Annotated in this window: 13 protein-coding genes; 11 read left to right on the forward strand and 2 right to left on the reverse strand. The window is 50.6% G+C overall.

The features are described from left to right. Positions 1–91 precede the first annotated feature (91 nt). On the reverse strand, positions 92–346 hold the full coding sequence (locus DWY25_RS05305; RefSeq protein ID WP_117894378.1) for a TfoX/Sxy family protein: 255 nt from the start codon (positions 344–346) through the stop codon (positions 92–94). A 96-nt stretch (positions 347–442) separates the two neighbouring features. Next, positions 443–1,045, reverse strand: coding sequence for a 30S ribosomal protein S4 (gene rpsD, locus DWY25_RS05310; protein WP_039864337.1), 603 nt, complete (start codon positions 1,043–1,045; stop codon positions 443–445). A 343-nt stretch (positions 1,046–1,388) separates the two neighbouring features. Here rpsD and DWY25_RS05315 point away from each other — a divergent pair, with 343 nt between their 5' ends. The 11 genes from DWY25_RS05315 to DWY25_RS05365 all read left to right on the forward strand — a co-directional run bounded on the left by DWY25_RS05315 (position 1,389) and on the right by DWY25_RS05365 (position 18,572). Then, positions 1,389–1,820, forward strand: coding sequence for a GNAT family N-acetyltransferase (locus DWY25_RS05315; protein WP_117894379.1), 432 nt, complete (start codon positions 1,389–1,391; stop codon positions 1,818–1,820). A 123-nt stretch (positions 1,821–1,943) separates the two neighbouring features. Beyond that, on the forward strand, positions 1,944–3,674 hold the full coding sequence (locus DWY25_RS05320) for a septation ring formation regulator EzrA (protein ID WP_117894380.1): 1,731 nt from the start codon (positions 1,944–1,946) through the stop codon (positions 3,672–3,674). After that, the gene (locus DWY25_RS05325; RefSeq protein ID WP_117894381.1) at positions 3,655–4,815 is read left to right on the forward strand and encodes a cysteine desulfurase family protein; all 1,161 of its coding nucleotides are present in this window, start codon (positions 3,655–3,657) and stop codon (positions 4,813–4,815) included. Before DWY25_RS05320 ends, DWY25_RS05325 begins: the two co-directional genes overlap by 20 nt. Beyond that, positions 4,796–5,992, forward strand: a complete 1,197-nt coding sequence (gene thiI, locus DWY25_RS05330; protein WP_117894382.1) for a tRNA uracil 4-sulfurtransferase ThiI — start codon at positions 4,796–4,798, stop codon at positions 5,990–5,992. The genes DWY25_RS05325 and thiI overlap by 20 nt, the downstream gene beginning before the upstream one ends. 135 nt (positions 5,993–6,127) lie before the next feature. Beyond that, positions 6,128–6,742, forward strand: a complete 615-nt coding sequence (locus DWY25_RS05335; RefSeq protein ID WP_147336665.1) for a hypothetical protein — start codon at positions 6,128–6,130, stop codon at positions 6,740–6,742. A gap of 233 nt (positions 6,743–6,975) precedes the next feature. Next, a complete protein-coding gene (locus DWY25_RS05340; protein ID WP_117894384.1) occupies positions 6,976–8,895 on the forward strand; it encodes a BglG family transcription antiterminator in 1,920 nt (639 codons plus the stop codon). Positions 8,896–8,925: 30 nt separating this feature from the next. Next, positions 8,926–9,204: a PTS sugar transporter subunit IIB gene (locus tag DWY25_RS05345; RefSeq protein WP_006059079.1), complete on the forward strand. Its 279-nt coding sequence runs from the start codon at positions 8,926–8,928 to the stop codon at positions 9,202–9,204. Positions 9,205–9,225: 21 nt separating this feature from the next. Further along, positions 9,226–10,485 (forward strand): PTS ascorbate transporter subunit IIC, encoded by a 1,260-nt coding sequence (locus DWY25_RS05350; protein WP_006059080.1) that lies wholly within the window; start codon positions 9,226–9,228, stop codon positions 10,483–10,485. A 271-nt stretch (positions 10,486–10,756) separates the two neighbouring features. After that, positions 10,757–12,073 carry a helix-turn-helix domain-containing protein gene (locus DWY25_RS05355; protein ID WP_117894385.1) on the forward strand — a complete coding sequence of 439 codons (1,317 nt, stop codon included), beginning with the start codon at positions 10,757–10,759 and terminating at the stop codon, positions 12,071–12,073. Between the two features lie 101 nt (positions 12,074–12,174). Then, positions 12,175–13,863: an FAD-dependent oxidoreductase gene (locus DWY25_RS05360; protein WP_117894386.1), complete on the forward strand. Its 1,689-nt coding sequence runs from the start codon at positions 12,175–12,177 to the stop codon at positions 13,861–13,863. Positions 13,864–14,216: 353 nt separating this feature from the next. Then, positions 14,217–18,572: a PolC-type DNA polymerase III gene (locus DWY25_RS05365; protein WP_244925935.1), complete on the forward strand. Its 4,356-nt coding sequence runs from the start codon at positions 14,217–14,219 to the stop codon at positions 18,570–18,572. Positions 18,573–18,690 lie beyond the last annotated feature (118 nt).

Consider the following 18,690-nt stretch of genomic DNA (forward strand, 5'->3'; position numbering starts at 1 on the left):
TCCATTCGTTTTATCTAAAATTGTGGAAAACTTAGAGAAATGGCTGTGAGCTTTTTTCTTATTTTCCTGATTTGTCACAGCCCCCTGACGCTTATTTGTAAACAGAATAAAAATCTTTGAGCTCAGCCTTCTTATCAGGGCTGAGCTTGCTTTTCTTTATGCCCTGGATCGCGCCTTCCAGAGCGTACAAGCGGTGGATGCAGGCAGAAGGATCGACAGCCCGGATTTTTAACCAGGCTTGCTGGGCGCCCAGCGCGATCAGCTGATCCGCGGTGGTGATCCCGACTTCGTTCAGCTGACGTTCCAATTCTTTTCCCAGATTCGGCAGTTTTGACAATTCACCCATACGTTTGCCTTCTTTCTCTATTTTCAGTGTATCGGAATGGCGTTTGAAAAACAAGGTGAAATATAAAAAAAGCCTTGCTTGAAGGCTTTCTTTGGCTTATCGGTTGTAGTATTCGACAACCAGCAGTTCGTTGATTTCCTGATTCAGTTCGTTCCGTTCCGGCATGCGGACATAAGTACCTTTTTTGTTTTCTTTGTCGACGGTAACGAAAGCGACCGTGTTCAGCGTTGCTTCTAAAGCATCAGCGATGCAAGCCATCGACTTGGACTTTTCCTTGACTTCAACCGTAGAACCCGGCTTTACTGTGAAGGAAGGGATATCGACCTTCTTGCCGTTAACCAGGATATGACCATGGTTGACTAACTGACGGGCAGCACGGCGAGTTCTGGCGAAGCCCATGCGGTAAACGATGTTGTCCAGACGGGATTCCAGCAGGCACAGGAAGTTGTGACCCTTAACGCCAGCCATCTTTTCCGCTTTGATATAAGTGTTCGCGAACTGACGTTCGTTAACACCGTACATGTTTCTGATTCTCTGCTTTTCACGCAGCTGCGTGCCGTAGTTGCTCAGTTTAATCCGCTTTGTCGGTCCGTGCTGACCCGGCGCATAAGTGCGGCGCTGCAGTTCCTCGCCTGTTTCCAGGATCGAGAAGCCCAGACGACGGGAAATTTTCCAAACTGGTCCAGTATTTCTTGCCATTTTCAATTCCTCCTTGTGTGTTTTATGGCACATAAAACAACAACAGGTACAAATCATTGACGCAGGGTGTTGGTAGACGGCAGTTTCGCTTGAAGCAGCAAGTTACTTCTGCTCTGGAAAGAATTCCAGTACCAACGCCGGTTGCGCAACTTTGTAAGCTGCTATTATTAAACGCTAGGTAAGTATAGCAGATTTCTTTGCTCTCTGTCAATCGAAAAATGAAATAAATCCCTTTGACAAAGGCGTTTTGCGGAAATCGGAGTTGAATTGAGAGCGGTGAAAAGTTTATAATGAGAAAACAAGCGCTGCGGGAAATCGAAATCAGCGGCAGGAGGAGAAAAAGATGCGGTTTACGACGATTGATCAGCACAATTACCGCCAGGTCTGCAGCCTGAGCGTGACGCTGGAACAAAGCAGTTATCTGAGCAGCGCACCGATGATTTTAGCCCGCGCCTATGCGTTTCGCCATCAAAACAGCGAGGTCAGCGTGATTGAGGAGGGGGAAGACCAACTCGGCCTGGTGATGACGCGGGAAGCGGAACCGGGGGAGATCATTCTGGATCAATTCTTTATTGATCAGCGGTTTCAGCACCGGGGCTATGGCCGGAAAGCGATGGAACTGTTGCTTCAAAATCTGCGTGAACGCCAGGTAAAACGCATTGTTTTATGTTACCGTGAGGCAGATCAGGCTGCGGCGCACTTGTACCGGTCGCTGGGCTTTGTGGAAACCGACGAGCGGGATGAAGATGAAATTCTGATGGAGCTGATCTTGTGAAGCGTAATAAAAGGAAGCGCGCGGCGTGTTTTTCGCGGTGGAGAAGAAGTTGTCAAAAACTCACTTTTAACCTATGAGAGTTTGTCGCTTTATGATAAAATAAGAACTAAGAGGTGGTATGCGTTGGAGAAGGTACTGGAAATTCTGACACGAAAAGAAGTGATCATCGCGATGGTGGTCATTCTTGTTATTTTTATAATCTGGTTCATCATGCGAAAGGTAAAGATCAAGAACTGCAAGGCGCAGCTCTCGGAGCTGGAAGTCCGGTATAACTCGATCAAGAGCGTGCCGCTGCCGTTTAAGCTGAACAAAGCCGTGGCCATCGCCCGTGTCAATCAGGAGACGATGGCGCAGGTTACGCATTGCAAAGATGATTTTGAACTGGCGCAGGCCAATCTCAAGCAGATCGCACAGATGCTGGCGGACACGGAAGACATGGTACTGGTCGGCAAGCTGAAAGACGCGCGGATCAATCTGGATGATCTGGACAACATGATGGAGCTGGGCGAGGAACAGGTCCATCAGCTGGAAGCGTTCCTGGATAAAATTCTTGAGAAAGAAACGGCGCAGCGGGCGGAAGTCACGCAGATGAAGGAAGAATTCCGGACGCTGAAGCTGCAGGCGCAGGAAAAGAGCGCCCAGCTGTTGTTCTGCTGGGAAACGATCGAAAACCGGATCGCCGCGACAGAGAAAATGTTCTCGGCGTTTGAGGAATGGATGTACGCTTCGGAGTTTGAAAAAGCTTCGGAAGAGTTGGAAGAAATCCGTGAAGCACTGGGCGATCTGACCGATATCATCAATAATCTGCCGCAGCTGCTTCAGGAAGCGCGCGGCCTGATTCCAAATTTGATCGACGAGGTTTCGCGCAGCTATTCGATGCAGAAACAAAAAGGCGTTTATCTGCACCATCTGGAAGTGCCGCGCAATCTGGAAGTGATCAGCGAAACGCTGAAAGAAGATCTGGCTGCACTGAAGCAGGGGACAGCCGTTCATATCCGGGCGCATCTGGACGAGGATAAAAAGCGGCTCAGCCAGTTGTTGGCGCAGATTGAAAAAGAAGGCCAGAGCTATGACGAAATGCGTCAGGCTGAAGAAAAAGCGGAAAAGACCGTGCTGCAGCTGAAGGAAAACAGTCAGTATGTCCGCCAGCTGATGGCGAAGGTTTCAGTGCGGTTTGGGATTGAGGATCTGACCGATCAGATTAAACTGCGTGAGCAGCGGATCATTGAAATCGAAGATATGCGTGTTAAGATCATGCAGATGATCAAAGGTAATTCCGTTCCCGCTTCGACGATTTTGATTTCCTTAAAAGAGCTTCAGCAGGAAGCCGACGCCGTGCTGACTGAGGTCAACCAGTTGAAAGCGCGGCTGGACAGCGCCTGCAGCGACGAGGCCCGGGGGAAGAAGCAGCTGCTGAAGCTGCAGCTGATCATGAATGAGATGCAGGTCAAAATCCGCAAGAACAAACTGCCGGCGATCTCCGCTACCTATGAAGGCGATCTGGCGCGGGCGGTCGAATATGTCCGCTCGATTGAAGACCTCTTAACCGATACGCCGCTTAACGTACAGCTGATGAACGCCACGCTCAGTGACGCGATCGATTATATTTACAAGCTGTATAACAATGTGAACAACCTTGTCGCCATGGCAATCATGGTAGAGAATACGATTGTTTTCGGGAATAAATACCGTTCGACGTATCCGGATATCGATTCGGAGCTGACCCGGGCCGAGCTGTGCTTCCGCAACGGCGAATACACGCAGGCGCTGACCGTGGCGCTGGCGACGATTGAAAGAATTCATCCGGGTTCGTATGAAAAGCTGATAAAGGAGAATGCGCAAAGTGCTGCCTGATAACGCGATCTATTTTGATAATGCCAGTACAACGCCGGTGCATCCGGAAGTCCGCAAACTGGTTAACTCGCTGTTGGAAACGTCGTTCGCCAACAGCGAATCTTTGTATGACGAAGGAATGGAAATATCCCGGCTGATGGAGAAAAGCCGCTCGCAGATTGCTTCTTTGCTGAAGGTGCAGCCGCATGAGATTATTTTTACCAGCGGCGCCAGCGAGGCCAACAACATGGCGGTCAAAGGTGCGGCGTTTGCCGCGATGGGCAGGAAAAACCATTTGATTACGACGAAGGTCGAACATTCCAGCGTCGCCAACGCGATGCGCCAGCTGGAAGAAGTGTTCGGGTTTGATGTGACCTGGCTAGACGTCGACGAACGGGGCGTCGTCCGGCTGGATCAGCTTGAGCAGGCGCTGAGCGAGAAAACGGCGTTGGTTTCGATCATGGCGGTCAATAATGAAGTCGGCAGCGTGATGCCGCTGGAAGCGATGAAAAAGATCGTCCGGAAAAACAGCCATGCCTTGCTTCATATCGACTGTGTGCAGGCACTGAAGCGAATTGATCTGGATCTGAACCAGGTCGATCTGGCAAGCTTTTCCGCGCATAAGATCGAGGGCCTGAAGGGCAGCGGCTTTTTGATGAAGAAGCAGCATGTGAATCTGGTGCCGATCATCAGCGGCGGTCAGCAGGAACAAGGACTGCGCGGCGGCACGGCCAATTCCGTAGCCGACATCGCGCTGGCCAAAACCCTGCGGCTGGCGCTGGAAGAACAGACGCTGTACCGGACGGTGACCCGTCAGCTGAATCAGCGGATGCGCGAGGGGCTGGCGCTGCTGCCTGAGATTGAAATCAACAGTCCGGACAACGGCGTCAGCGCAATTTTAAACTTTTCATGCAAAACGATCCCCTCGGAAGTCATGATGAACGCGCTCAACAGCCGGAATATCTGCGTTTCCGCGCAGAGCACCTGTTCCAGCAAGTCCAAAACGCCGTCCCATGTCCTCAAGGCGATGGGAATGAGTGATAAGCGGGCGCTGTCGAGCATCCGCTGCAGTTTTTCCAGCCGCAACACGCCGGAAGAAGTCGATCGATTTCTGCGGGAACTGAAGGAGATACTACATAAATATGGAACCCATTCAATATGATCACATTTTAGTACGCTATGGCGAATTGTCGACCAAGGGTAAAAACCGTAAGGATTTTATCAAAAAGCTGACCGACAACATCCGAGCCTCGTTAAGCGCTTATGACAAGCTGACGTATGAGCGGACCTTTGACCGCTTATACATTCATCTGCATGGAACGGAGCCGGAGGAAATCTGCGCGATTTTGAAGGAAATCTTCGGCCTGAGTTCGTTTTCGCTCTGCCTGAAAATCCGTTCCGATCTCGATGCGATGGTGGAAACCGGTTATCAGGTGGCCATGGAACGCGGTCAGGGGACGTTTAAAGTCGAAACCCGCCGTCATGATAAGAAATTCCCGCTGGTCAGCGACCAGATCAATCGTGCCGTCGCAACGAAGATCTTGAAGGAAAGTGAAATGAAGGTTGACGTCCACCACCCGGATCTGCGGATTGGCATTGAGGTCCGCGAGGAATTTACCTATGTGATGGCGGATACGATCAAAGGCGCCGGCGGCTATCCGGTCGGCATGGGCGGCAAAGCGCTGCTGATGCTTTCCGGCGGCATCGATTCGCCGGTCGCGGGCTATCTGACGATGAAACGGGGCGTGGAGATCGAATGCATTCACTATGCCTCCCCGCCGTATACTTCCAGCAGTGCTCAGAAAAAAGTGTTGGATTTAGCCGGAATTATCTCGAAATACCAGGGCAGCATCAAGGTGCATATCATTCCATTTACCGATCTGCAGCTGGCGATTTACAAGCATTGCGACGAAAGCTACGCCATCACGATCATGCGCCGCATGATGTACCGGATTGCTGAGCGGGCCGCGCAGAAATACAAATGCCTGGCGATCGTCAACGGCGAAAGCATCGGGCAGGTCGCTTCACAGACGCTGGAAAGCATGCAGACGATCAATCACGTTATCGACATGCCGGTAATCCGGCCGGTCGTCACCTACGATAAGCTGGAAATTATCGACGTGGCCCGCCGCATCAACACCTATGAAACGTCGATTCTGCCGTTTGAGGACTGCTGCACGATCTTTACACCGAAAAATCCAGTGACCAAGCCGCATCCGGAAAAAGCGGAAAAGATGGAAGCCGGCTGGGATTTTGAAGCCTTGATCGATGAGTGCCTAGAGAAAATGGAAACCGTCGTCGTCACACCCGCCACGCCGCAGGAAGATGATCTGTTCTGAGCTGAAAACCTGATAAGTTGACCGGGAGCTAAAGCGTCCCGGTCTTTTTCCATTTCTTCCCAAACACTCGCCGAAGCTTTCTCTGAATGCCGCTGAACGAAGACAGCCATACTGTTATTGAGGTGAGAAAAAATGATGGATTATCGTAAACGCGATTATCAGTGTCCGTCCCGGAAAAGCCAGAACGATTACAAATATGAGATGGCTTACGAGCTGGGCGCTGACTACCAGGAAGCCCTGGTTGAACGCAAAAGCGAATATCTTCAAAATGTGAAGCAAAAAGAAATTTGCAAGCATGCCACCGAATTTGGACAGGAGATGGAAATCATGAACAATCAGAACAACAACCAGTACAACCAGAACGACAACGACCGTCAGCATCAGTCTGACCGTCAGCACAACCAGGAAAACCGTCAGAACAGCAACCAGTACCGCTCTGAATTCTCGCAGGAAAACCAGTTCCAGCAGAACAACAGCGATCGTCAGCACCAGTCCGATCGTCAGAACAATCAGAGCAACCGTCAGAACAACCAGTACCGTTCTGAATTCTCGCAGGAAAACCAGTTCCAGCAGAACAACAGCGATCGTCAGCACCAGTCTGACCGCCAGCACAGCCAGGAAAACCGTCAGAACAACAATCAGTATCGTTCTGAATTCTCGCAGGAAAATCAGTTCCAGCAGAACAACAACGATCGTCAGCACCAGTCCGATCGTCAGAACAACCAGAGCAACCGTCAGAACAACAAATAAGGATTTCAATCTGTCAGTCCGAAGAGGAGCGGAAACCCGCTCCTTTTTTTCGTTTCAATCCGCTAAAACTATTCCTGAAAGCCGGTAAACAGAAGCCCTTTATTTACAGCGGTTTAATCTGCCGGTACAGGAGGCGGATCCCTTCAGACCGTGCAATCGTTTAGCTTTTCTGTGCAAGAAGCCGTTCTTGTCCCTCTATAATAATTAAGGAATAATAAAGAAGAGGAGAAACCATGAAGAAAAGACAAAGCGAGCTGATCCGCTGGATTCTGCGGTCGCCGGGCCTTCCTTTTGAAACGGTGTTGGAGAAACTGAAGATTTCCAAACGCACGCTCTACTATGACATTGAAGAAATTAATTATAGTCTGCGTCATTGCGCGCAGCTGAAAAAAGTTGCCGGGCAGTTAGTCATGGTCGGTGATCTCCAGCGCGTCAGCCAAATGCTTGCCGATCAGGAACTTACGCAGCAGGGAACGGAAGAAAAGCTGGAATTTATCCTCTATAAAATCCTGTGCGATGATTTTCCCCGTCAGGAACAGATGGAACAGAAACTTCAGATCAGTCATTCCACGATGACCTATTTGATGAACGAGCTTCGCGACCAGCTGGACGCGCAGGGCATTGAGCTGCGTTATGACGAGGGAACCTATCAGATCCGCGGGGATGAAAATCAAATCCGCGATCGTTTCCTTTACTGTCTGTATAACGATAACAACCTGATCAACCGTATCAGCGACGAAATCCTGTCGTTTAATCAGAAAAATGAGCTTGGATTAGCGGATTATTCAATGGCATTGCTTTCAGCGATGCTTCGGTTCATCCGGCTGCGGATGGCCAGACAATGCCGGATCCGCTCCGATTGGACGCAGGAAACCCAAGCCTTCCGCTACCGTCAATCCGTGGCGGAGGACTTAAACATCGCCGATCCGCTGGAAGCTGCTTATCTCACGGCGTTTATCAGCTCCTTGACAACGCTGGACGCCGGTGAAAAACAGACGATCGTTGACCAGGGCGTGACGCGGCTGATCACCTGTTTTGAAAGCCGGATGGCGGTGGTTATTGAAGACCGGGAAATGATCCGCCGCAGCATTGCCCAGCATCTATTAGCTTCTTATTACCGGATTCAGTTTCAGTTTCCAATTCGAAATTTCTGTCTGGATGAGATTAAATCCCGTTATTTTGAATTGTTTACGATGATCCGCCTGATTCTGGAGGACGAACAGATATTCCCTGAATTCAAAGGCATCCGGGAAGAAGAAATTGCTTTTCTCACCGCTTATTTCGGCGGTGTGCTGCGCAGCCAGGAAAATCACCGGCGCATGCGCAGCCGGATTCTGCTTGTCTGTCCGCAGGGGCTGATGGTTTCCAAAATGCTTCAGATTCAGATCGAACAAAGCGTGCCGCTGATCCAGATCGTCGATCAGGTATCGCTGCAGCGCCTGCCGCAGATCACAGCCGCGTATGATTATATTGTGTCCACGATGCCGATTGCGGGTTATGACGATAAGTTGATTCAGGTCAACCCGCTGCTGAATCGTCAGGACGTCTGTCTGTTAATGGAGAAATGCACAGGGATTTCAATGCCTGATTCGGTACCGGAGGTTCATCCGTTATTGCAAATTATCGAAAAGTATTGCGAAATTCAAAACCGGCCGGCGCTCGTCAGAGAGTTGGAAGCTCTGCTCTATAAACATAAAGAAGAAAGGGGAAGTCCTATGTTGAAAGAACTGATCACATCCGATAAAATCCGTGTTTTAAACCATGTTGACAGCTGGCAGTCCGCGATTGCCGAAGCGGCGCAGCCTTTGGTTCTTGATGGGAGCATCGATCCGGAATACATTCAGGAAATGATCGCTTCGATTGAGAAGTATGGTCCTTATATTGTGCTGGCCGACCGCTTTGCGCTGCCGCATGCCAGCGGAGCTTTGCATGTCCACCGGCTGGGCATGGCGATTCTTTCCGTGAAGGAAGCCGTCGATCTGTTGGGAAAGCCGGTCAATTTGTTTGCGGTTTTGGCGACAGTGGACAGCACTTCGCATATCCGCGCGTTAGCCGAGCTGACCGAGATTCTGTACGATCAGGCCAACATTGACAAGCTGTGCCAGGGCAGCGCTGAGGAGATCTTGAGATTGATCCGTCAGGATGAATCTTAGATAAATTGTTCAACAAAGGAGGTGAACGAAATGAAATTTGTCGCCGTGTGCGGTTTCGGGGTCGGATCCAGCCTGATCCTGGCAATGAGCTTACAGAAAGTCGCGGACAAGCTGGGATTGGACGTCGAAGTCGAAAACACTGATCTGACCTCGGCTCACAGTACGGACTGCGATGTTATTTTTACCAGTCCGCAGCTGCAGCCGGAATTGTCGCAAAGTGTCTCCGTTCCTGTTTTGGCCGTTACCCGCTACATGGATCTGGCTGAAGTAGAAAGTCAGGTCCGCCAGTTTCTCAAGGATAAGCAGTAAATCGAAAGGGGGATTTACACCATGGAATTGATGAATTTTATAATTAACAGTATCTTTCGTAATCCGCCGGTTCTGCTGGGCTTGATCGCAGCCCTCGGACTGGCTCTGCAGAAAAAACCATTCGGCACGATCGTTAAGGGCGCATTGATGACAGCCTTCGGCATGGTCATCCTGAACACCGGTGTTTCGATGCTGGTGCAGTCGATCCTGCCGATCAACACGGCGTTTCAGTCGCTGAACGGCACCGTTGCCGAAGGTCTGAACGACGCGACCTTCACCGCCTCTTTCGGCGGCGATATCGGCATGGCGATGTTTATCGGGATGATCTTGCATCTGTTGATCGCCCGTTTCACGCCGGTTAAAACGATCTTCTTAACCGGCCACATGCTCTGGTGGTTCCCATTTATCTTTGTGGCCGCCGGGGTCGAAGGCGGTTTGCGCGGAATGCCGCTGATTCTCTTCGGGGCAATCTGTTCCGCATTATACTGGTCGCTGATGCCGTGGGCACTCAAGAAATACACGTTTGCGGTCACCCAGGACAACAGCTTCCTGCTGGGACATCCGACCGGTTATCTCGGTTTGATCTCCGGGTTTGTCGCCTCCAAAGTCGGCAACAAGGAAAAATCGACGGAGGACATTCAAATTCCCAAGGCGCTGTCGTTCTTCCGTGAAATTTCCATCACCGGCTGCCTGGTCATCTTTGTGATGTTTGTGATCGTCGGTTTGACGATTCCGACGATGCTGGCAGAAGGGGAAAACGTCGTCGTCGTGGCGATTGCGCAGGGATTGAATTACGGCGCAGGCTTAATCCTGTTGCTGCAGGGCGTGCGCATGTTGATCAGCCAGATCGTTCCGGCGTTTAAGGGAATTTCGGAGAAAGTCGTTCCGAATGCAATTCCGGCTTACGACTGCCCGATGCTGTTCACGTATAAACCGAACGCGGTGCTGATCGGCTTTGTCGTTGCGATGATCACCTCTACTGTTTTAATTTTGATCTGCAACGCGACACAGGTCTTCGGCATTATGCTGGTTCCGTTAGTCATCACCTCGTTCTTCGAGTGCGGCACAGCGGCGATCCTGGGCGAAGGCCAGGGCGGTCTGCGCGGCGCGGTGATCGGGACATTTGTCGCTGCGGCGGTGATGGTCGTTATGGTCGGCTTCTCAGCGCTGGCGTATTCACATACGATTGCCAACTGGATGCTGATCAACGCTGGCAACGACTTCTCGCTGTTCGGCATGCTGGCAAAAGCGGTTGCTTCCCTGCTGAGCGGGATCTTCTGATTCATAAATCCAGGTTTGCGCTGAAATCTGATAAAAACCGGTTCGCAGGAATGCTTTGAATCGGTTTTTTTTCGTTGGGCAGCACTTTGCCCGGGATTCAGCGCATGCGGATTAAAAATTTATCAAAACACGGACCGAGCTGCTTGGCAAGGTGTTTTCTGTGAAGCAAGGTAAATCGGAATGACGCGCAATCGGCAGGTCAAAAAAGGAGACAGGAAAAGTTCTCGGCAAAGATGCGGTTATCAGTTATACTAGGTAAGAGGGATGATGGATGGAAGCGATTGTAAGAACCAGAGTACTGGATATGAAGTCAACTGCGCTTTTTTATTCGGAGCAGTTTTTCTATTTGTTTTATGTATTGAAAAATGAAATGACAGTCAAACTCGGCGCTTCCTTTGAAAAGGTGAAAGAAGGTCAATTCTTGATCGTTAACCGCTATACGCTGGGGCAGTGCCGAAGTGATCAGGGCTGTCTGGTCCAGGTTATACAAATCGACGCCGAGCGTGCGGCAGCGTTCTATCCGGAAATACAAGACTTGATTTTTAAAGCGGAAACATTGCGTTGGAAGGATCGCAGCGACACCTTTCAATCCGGGCGTGACCAGATTTTTCTTTCCGATTGCCTTAATTTCATCATGGAAGAAGAACCGCAGGATAAAGCGTTAAGCTGCCAGGCTGATTTCATTTTATCGCTGCTTTGTTTAGAATATACCGTGTTTAATGATCAGCTGAAATATTACCAGTATATGTCGATAGAAAAGAAAGACCGGCTGTTTCAAGTCCTGCGTTATTTGCGGAAGGATCTTCATGAGAAAATTACTTTAAGAGAAGCGGCGCAGGCTGCAGGCGTCACGCCGCAACACTTGAGTACTTTATGGAAAGAAGTATTTGGTATGTCGTTTATGGATTATGTGATGAAGCTGCGGTTGGAACAGGCAGAAAAACGACTGTTTTTTAGTGATATGAACATTACAGATCTCATTTTGGATTGTGGATTCAGCGATCGTAAAAGCTTTTATCGCAATTTCCATGAGATGTATAGCTGTTCACCGAGTCAGTGGAAACAGCGCTGGCGGATTGCGCCGTCTCAATATTCAATCTTGGATCAAAGTCAAATCAGACCACTGCTTTCAAAATTCAGAAAAGAGAATAATTTATTTGAGAAACCGATGGATTCCATGATGTATCGAAAATATCAGCGCCTCTCAGCGATGAGTGAAACGGTATTGAGAAAAATGTTAACCGTGACCGTGGATTTGACAGATACCTTAAGCATGGAAACTGAATCCATTCAGCCGTTAGTGATGTTTGGCTACGATCTTCTGATGCGATGGGCTGTTCGTTATAACTGGACATTGCGGATCCTCTTGCCAATGGATTTTATGAAATACGAAAATCAGGCGGAAGCGTACAATGCAGTTACGCTCGATGAATACGTGTTGCAATCATTGCTTCGTTTTGGCCGCTTTTACTTAACGCGCTGGCAGGTAGATTTGATTTGTCAAAATGAAAAAGAAATTGTAGAAGCCGAAAAAATACAAGCTAAACTGGCGGATCAAGGTATTTTAAACGTATCGGTTTTATTTTAAAGGGGTAGTTTTTAAGAATGAATTTGTTGTATCATTCTTAATTTTCACCCTTTTTTTAATTTAGTTTGTGAATAAACTAGTAATCAGGAGGAAAGAAAAATATGAATAGAAAAGGGATTACCCGCCGCGAATTTCTGAAAGGGAGCGCGGCAACGGCCGTCACCGCCGCAGCAATGGGGCTGTTAACCGCTTGCTCAACCGGTGAAACAACAAACCAGACAACGCCGAAACCAGAAACACAGGCTGCTTTAAAATGGAACGAAGCCCCGGCTAAAATTGCTGAGGATCAAATCAAGGAAACGGTTGAAACTGAAGTATTAGTTGTCGGCGGCGGCGGAGCAGGCCTTTTTGCGGCGGCGTCAGCGGCTGAACAAGGCGCCAAGGTTCTGATGATTGAAAAACTCCTTATCCATGGCACCGAACGACATTGGCTGGGAGCGGTTGGAAGCAAGGCCGCGCAAGCAGCCGGTGTGGATTTCGATAAGCAGGAGCTGGTAGAAGAATTGATGAAATATGCTTCCTGCCGGGCGGATCAGAAACTGATTCAGTTATGGGCTGACCGTTCTGGGGAAATGATCGACTGGCTGGCTGATTTGATGGCGGAGAAGGTCCCGGGCACAAAAATGCACATGGAGTGGGACATTGGTCATGGCAGCCATGGCAGCTACAAGATATTTCCGACGATGCATAATCTGCAAAATGATGAGACGCATGAAACTGTTGATTACTTCATGCCCGTCGTTGATTATATCAAGAGTCTTGGCGTAGAAATCCGCTATGAAACTCCGCTTGTTCAGATTGAACGAAAAGAAGGCGGACGGGTGACGGGTGTTATCGCGAAAAATGGTGAGGACTACATTCGCATCAACGCTTCCAAAGGTGTGATCCTGTGCTGCGGCGGCTATTCCGCGGATAAGGAAATGCTCAAGGAATTGAATCCTACCGCCTATAAATCCATTACCAGTACGGATTCTCATGGCTACAATACCGGCGATGGAATAAAAGCGGCTGTCTGGATCGGCGCGGCGAAAGACGACGACGGGACCGCCATGTTGTTTGACCGCGGCGCAATTCAGCCGGACCGATTTATCGATGGAAACTGGGATGACTTTGGCTATCTGATTTTTGGATCGCATCCGTTTTTGAAGGTGAATCTGAAAGGCGAGCGCTTTGTGAATGAAAGTCTGCCGTATGATTTCATGCTTCATGCAGGAAGTTTGCAGCCTAAGCGGTTATACAATACGATTTTTGACAGCAACTGGCATGAACATGTAAAACAGATGTATCAAATTGGCTGCGCCCGCATTGAGCCGAGCCAGTCCGGCGGCTTGTTGCAGATCTTTGATCACGAATCGGCAGAAGGCTTGCTGCATGGATTAATCGAAGGCGGTTATGTTCAGCAGGCCGATACTTTAGAAGAACTCGCTGAAAAATTGCATATACCGGCAGATCAGTTTGTTGCCACCGTCAACCGCTACAACGAACTTTGCGCCCAGGGTGAAGACGAAGACTTCGGCAAGGAAAGCTACCGGATGCTGGCACTGGATAAAGCGCCATTCTATGGAGCCCGTCAGGGAGCGACGATCCTGTGCACGCTGGACGGACTGCGGATCAATACCCATATGAATGTTCTGGACACCGAAGGCGAGCCGATTGAAGGGCTGTATGCAGCGGGTGACTGCAGCGGCGGATTCTTCGCTCATAATTATCCGGAGTACATTGTCGGCGTCGCGATTGGCAGAACGCTGACGTTTGGCCGGATTGCCGGAGAAGTTGTCGCCTCTCTTTAAAAAGTAAGTTAAAAACGAAGCCTGAAATGAAAAACGGGCTTCGTTTTTCATTTCAAAGTAAATCGGACATGACGTTTAATTTTACGAGCAGGGAAACGAATAAATCAGACAGGTCAGAGGAAGATTGGCACTGTTTTATTCCTGGGAAATCCCTTTACCTGGAAAAGCTTAGCTGCGAAGGCCGTTGTGAATTCTGTCAATTTTGGGTTTGCAATGAAAAAAGTAACTTTAGAGGAAGTTAATTTTCAGAATGTCCTATCAATTTCCCGTCAGTCTGATGAAAGATAATTTCAATTCTATTTCAAGGTGAAAAATGGTAGAATGATACCCAGGAACAGGATGGAGATGCGCCAATGGGAACAATCGAATTAAAAGAAACGTTAAGCAAGGTTCAGATCGAAGGTCTGGACAGCGCTTATTTTGAACAGGGGAAAATCACGCATTGTAAATTTATCGCCGCGAAAAAGAAAGTCGTGCTGGAGCTTCAGCTGCCGCGGACGCTGCCGTTGGAACAGCTGCAGTGTTTTAACGACGGCCTGATCCAATTGATCGGCTGTCCGGTGGAGCTGCGGATCAGCGCGGACGTCTGCGATCTGGATTCCGGCGAGATGTTGAAATATTGCAAATACTTCAGCGAACATTCGCGCTATGGTCAGGGCTTGAAGGACGCGATCCCGACGGTGAAGGATCAGGTTGTCGATTGTCTGTTTACTGACGAAACGCTGAAGCAGCAGGCACTGGCCTGCCGGGAAGAGCTTGATCACTTCATGCAGAATGCCGGGATCAGCTATGATTTTGAGTTTTCCTGCCGGGCGGCCAGCTTCACTCAGATCGAAGTGAAGATGCCGAAGGAAGCGCCGAAGCCGCAGGCCAAGCCGGCGTATTCCGCGGATAAGCCAAGCTATCGTTCACGGCGTACAAAGATGGAAGATTATACCGTGCTGGCGTTAAAGGAAATCAACGATGAGATCCAGAACGTGCAGTTTACCGGAACGATTTTTGAGAAGGATTCGATCACGATCAAAAAGACCGGCAACGAGATCCAGACGCTTTACGTCAAGGATAACGACGATGCGATTACCTGCAAGCGGTTTGAGAGCGCCCGCTGTCCGAAGGAAAAGCTGAACGAGGTCGGCGTCGGGGACGACGTGCGTGTATACGGTTCAGTCCGCTATGATTCCTTTTCTAAGGAGCTGGTGTTTTTCCCGGACGATATCGTCAAGCTGGAAAAGAAGGAAGAGGAACAGGACACGGCCGACGTCAAGCGCGTCGAGCTGCACTGTCACACGAATAAATCGGAAATGGACGGCGTCTGTGAAGTCGAGGAATTGGTGACGCAGGCGTTTAAGTGGGGACACCGCGCGATCGCGGTCACGGATCACATGGCCTGCCAGGCGTTCCCGAAGGCGCAGAGCTGCGCCGCCAAGCTGCTCAAGGGCAACAAGGACCGCGAATTTAAAATTCTCTACGGCGTTGAAATGAACATGGTCGACGAGTTCCTGACGATTATCCGCAATCCGCGTGCCGATTCGCTGAGCGATACGGCGTATGTCGTCTATGACTTGGAAACCACCGGCTTATCCTGCAGCTTTGATCACATCATCGAATTCGGCGCGGTTGTGATCGAACGGGGCGAGATCAAGGAAACCAAACAGCTGTTCGTCAAGCCGCCGGTGCCGATCAACGCCTTTATTTCAGAAAAAACCAACATTACCAACGAAGACGTTGCCCAGGCCAAACCGTTTGCCGAGGTGGCGCAGGAGCTGGTCGATTTTATCGGTGATAAAGTGCTGGTTGCGCACAACGCGACCTTTGACTACAACTTCCTCAATGAAGAACTCAAACGCATCGGCATGGCGCCGCTGACCAATCCGGTCGTCGATACGCTGGACTTGGCGCGCGCGCTGCATTCCGACCGCCGCAGCTACCGTCTGGGCAACATCGCCCGCCATTACCGGATTACCTACGACGAAGAAGTCGCGCACCGTGCGGACTACGATGCCGACGTGCTGGCGAGCGTATTTATGCTAATGATCAAGGAATGCAAGGACCGCGGCGCACAGACTGTCGCCGACCTGCAGAATCTGCAGGATAAAAAGGCGTTTGTCAAAGTCATGAAGCGTCATGTCAACGTGATCGCTAAAAACCAGGCCGGTCTGAAGGACCTGTTCAAGCTGGTTACGCTGTCCAATACCGATTATCTGGCAGTCTTCGGCAAAGCCAATTCCAAAAGCAGCGGCGAAGAATTTCTGGCTGAACCGCGGATTCTGCGGCGATGCATCCAGGAACTGCGTGAGAATCTGCTGATCGGCTCGGCCTGCTACAACGGCGAGGTGTTCGAGCTGGCGGCTAACCGCAACCAGCAGGATCTCGAAGCGGCGATTGCTTTTTACGATTACATCGAAATTCAGCCGCTGGAGAATTACCGGCCACTGGTCGAATCTCATTCCCTGCCGGATACCGACCGGCTGAAGCAGGTGCTGATGCGGATAATCCGGACGGCGAAGAAGCTGAACAAACCGGTCGTCGCGACCGGCGACGTCCATTATTGCAAAAAGGAAGAAAAAATCCTGCGCGATATCTACATTCAGACGCAGGGGATCGGCGGCGTCCGTCATCCTTTGTATATCTACGATAAGGAACGGCGCTCCCGCACCGTGACGCCGGATCAGCATTTCCTGACGACCAACCAGATGCTTCAGGCATTCGACTGGGTTGAGGATCGCCAGCTGGCCTATGAGCTGGTCGTCGAAGCTCCCAACGCGATCGCTGATCAGGTGGAAAAGGTGCTGCCGGTGCATGACAAGCTGTATACACCAGTCATCGAAGGCTCCGAAGAGAAGCTCAAGACGATCTGTTATGAGAACGCGCATAAAACCTATGGCGAAGTGCTGCCGGAAATCGTAGAGAAACGTCTGGAGCGTGAGCTGAACTCGATTATCGGCAACGGTTTCGCGGTTATTTACTACATTTCCCACCTGCTGGTCAAGAAGTCCAATGAAGACGGCTATCTGGTCGGCTCGCGAGGCTCGGTCGGCTCCTCCTTTGTCGCGACGATGTCGGGAATCACCGAGGTCAATCCGCTGATCCCGCACTACGTCTGCCCGGATTGCCAGCACTCCGAATTCATCACCGACGGCTCGGTGAAGTCCGGTTTTGACCTGCCGGCGAAGAAATGTCCGAAATGCGGTGCGGAGATGATTGTCAACGGCCATGATATCGCGTTTGAAACCTTCCTGGGCTTTGAGGGCGATAAGGTTCCGGATATTGACTTGAACTTCTCGGGCGAATATCAGGACAAGGCGCATGCCTTTACGAAAACGGTTTTCGGCGAGGATCACGTCTTCCGCGCCGGGACGATCGGCACGGTCGCTCAGAAGACGGCGTTCGGCTACGTCAGCGGTTATGCGGAGGAAATGGGCTTGGAAAACATGCGCCAGGCGCAGCGGCTGCGGTTAGCTAACGGATGTGAGGGCGTCAAGCGGACAACTGGCCAGCATCCCGGCGGCATCATCGTCATCCCGAGCTCCATGGACGTCTATGACTTTACGCCGGTTCAGTATCCGGCCAATAATCCGGATTCCGAATGGAAAACGACGCACTTCGATTTCCATGATATCCATGACAACGTCTTGAAATTCGATATCCTCGGCCACGTCGATCCGACGGCGATGCGTCTGCTGCAGAATATCTCCGGGATCGATCCGACGACGATTCCGATGAACGATCCGGAAACGATGTCGATCTTCAATTCCGTCGACGCGCTGAAAGCCGATCCGCGGGTGTATGGCGAAGCGACCGGGGCGGTCGGCCTGCCGGAATTCGGCACGAAGTTTGTCCGCGGCATTCTGGAACTGACCCGGCCGAGCACGTTCTCCGAACTGCTGCGGATTTCCGGTCTGTCCCATGGCACCGACGTCTGGCTGAACAACGCCAAGGATCTGATCGACGGCGGGCTGACGCTGCACGACGTCATCGGCTGCCGTGACGACATCATGACGTATCTGATTGAAAAAGGAATGCCGAAGAAAGATTCATTCTTCATCATGGAAAGCGTCCGTAAGGGTAAGGGCTTAAAACCGGAATGGATCGAATTGATGAAGGAAAACAACATTCCGCAATGGTATATCGACAGCTGCTTAAAAATTAAGTATCTGTTCCCGAAAGCCCACGCCGTCGCGTACGTCATGATGGCGATCCGCATCGCGTGGTTTAAGGTCCATCATCCCTACTGGTACTATGTCGCGTTCTTTACGCTGCGCTGCGACGCCTATGAAATCGAAACGATGGTCAAGGGCATGGATGCGATCAAGCGGCGGATGGACGAGATTCAGGCCATGAAATCGAATCCGGAGACCAAGCGTCAGGTCACGAAAAAGGACGAAGATCTGTACTCGATGTTCGAGGCCTGTCTGGAGATGTACGCGCGCGGCTACCGCTTCTCCAACATTGATATCGACAAATCCCTGGCGACGGAATTCCGCGTGCTGCCGGACGATCTCAAGACAATCATTCCGCCGTTTACGACAGTCGACGGTCTGGGCGCCAACGTGGCCAGGTCGATCGTCGAGGCGCGGGAACAGGGCGAGTTCTTATCCAAAGAAGATCTGTTAAACCGCACCCAGCTCTCCCAAACGCTGATGCGCAAGCTCGAGGTGCTGGGCACGCTGGAGGGCATGCAGGAAGAAAATCAGCTGAGTCTGTTTTAAGCTTTTCAGGATAACGGAATAAGCGGGAGTCGGCATTTTGCCGGGGAGCGCAGGCAGCCTGGAAGAAAAGGACTCCATTGAAAAGAACCGGTGAAATCATCCGCCAGCGGGCGGATTT

Source organism: Holdemania filiformis (genome assembly GCF_003459085.1).
Taxonomy (GTDB): domain Bacteria; phylum Bacillota_I; class Bacilli_A; order Erysipelotrichales; family Erysipelotrichaceae; genus Holdemania; species Holdemania filiformis.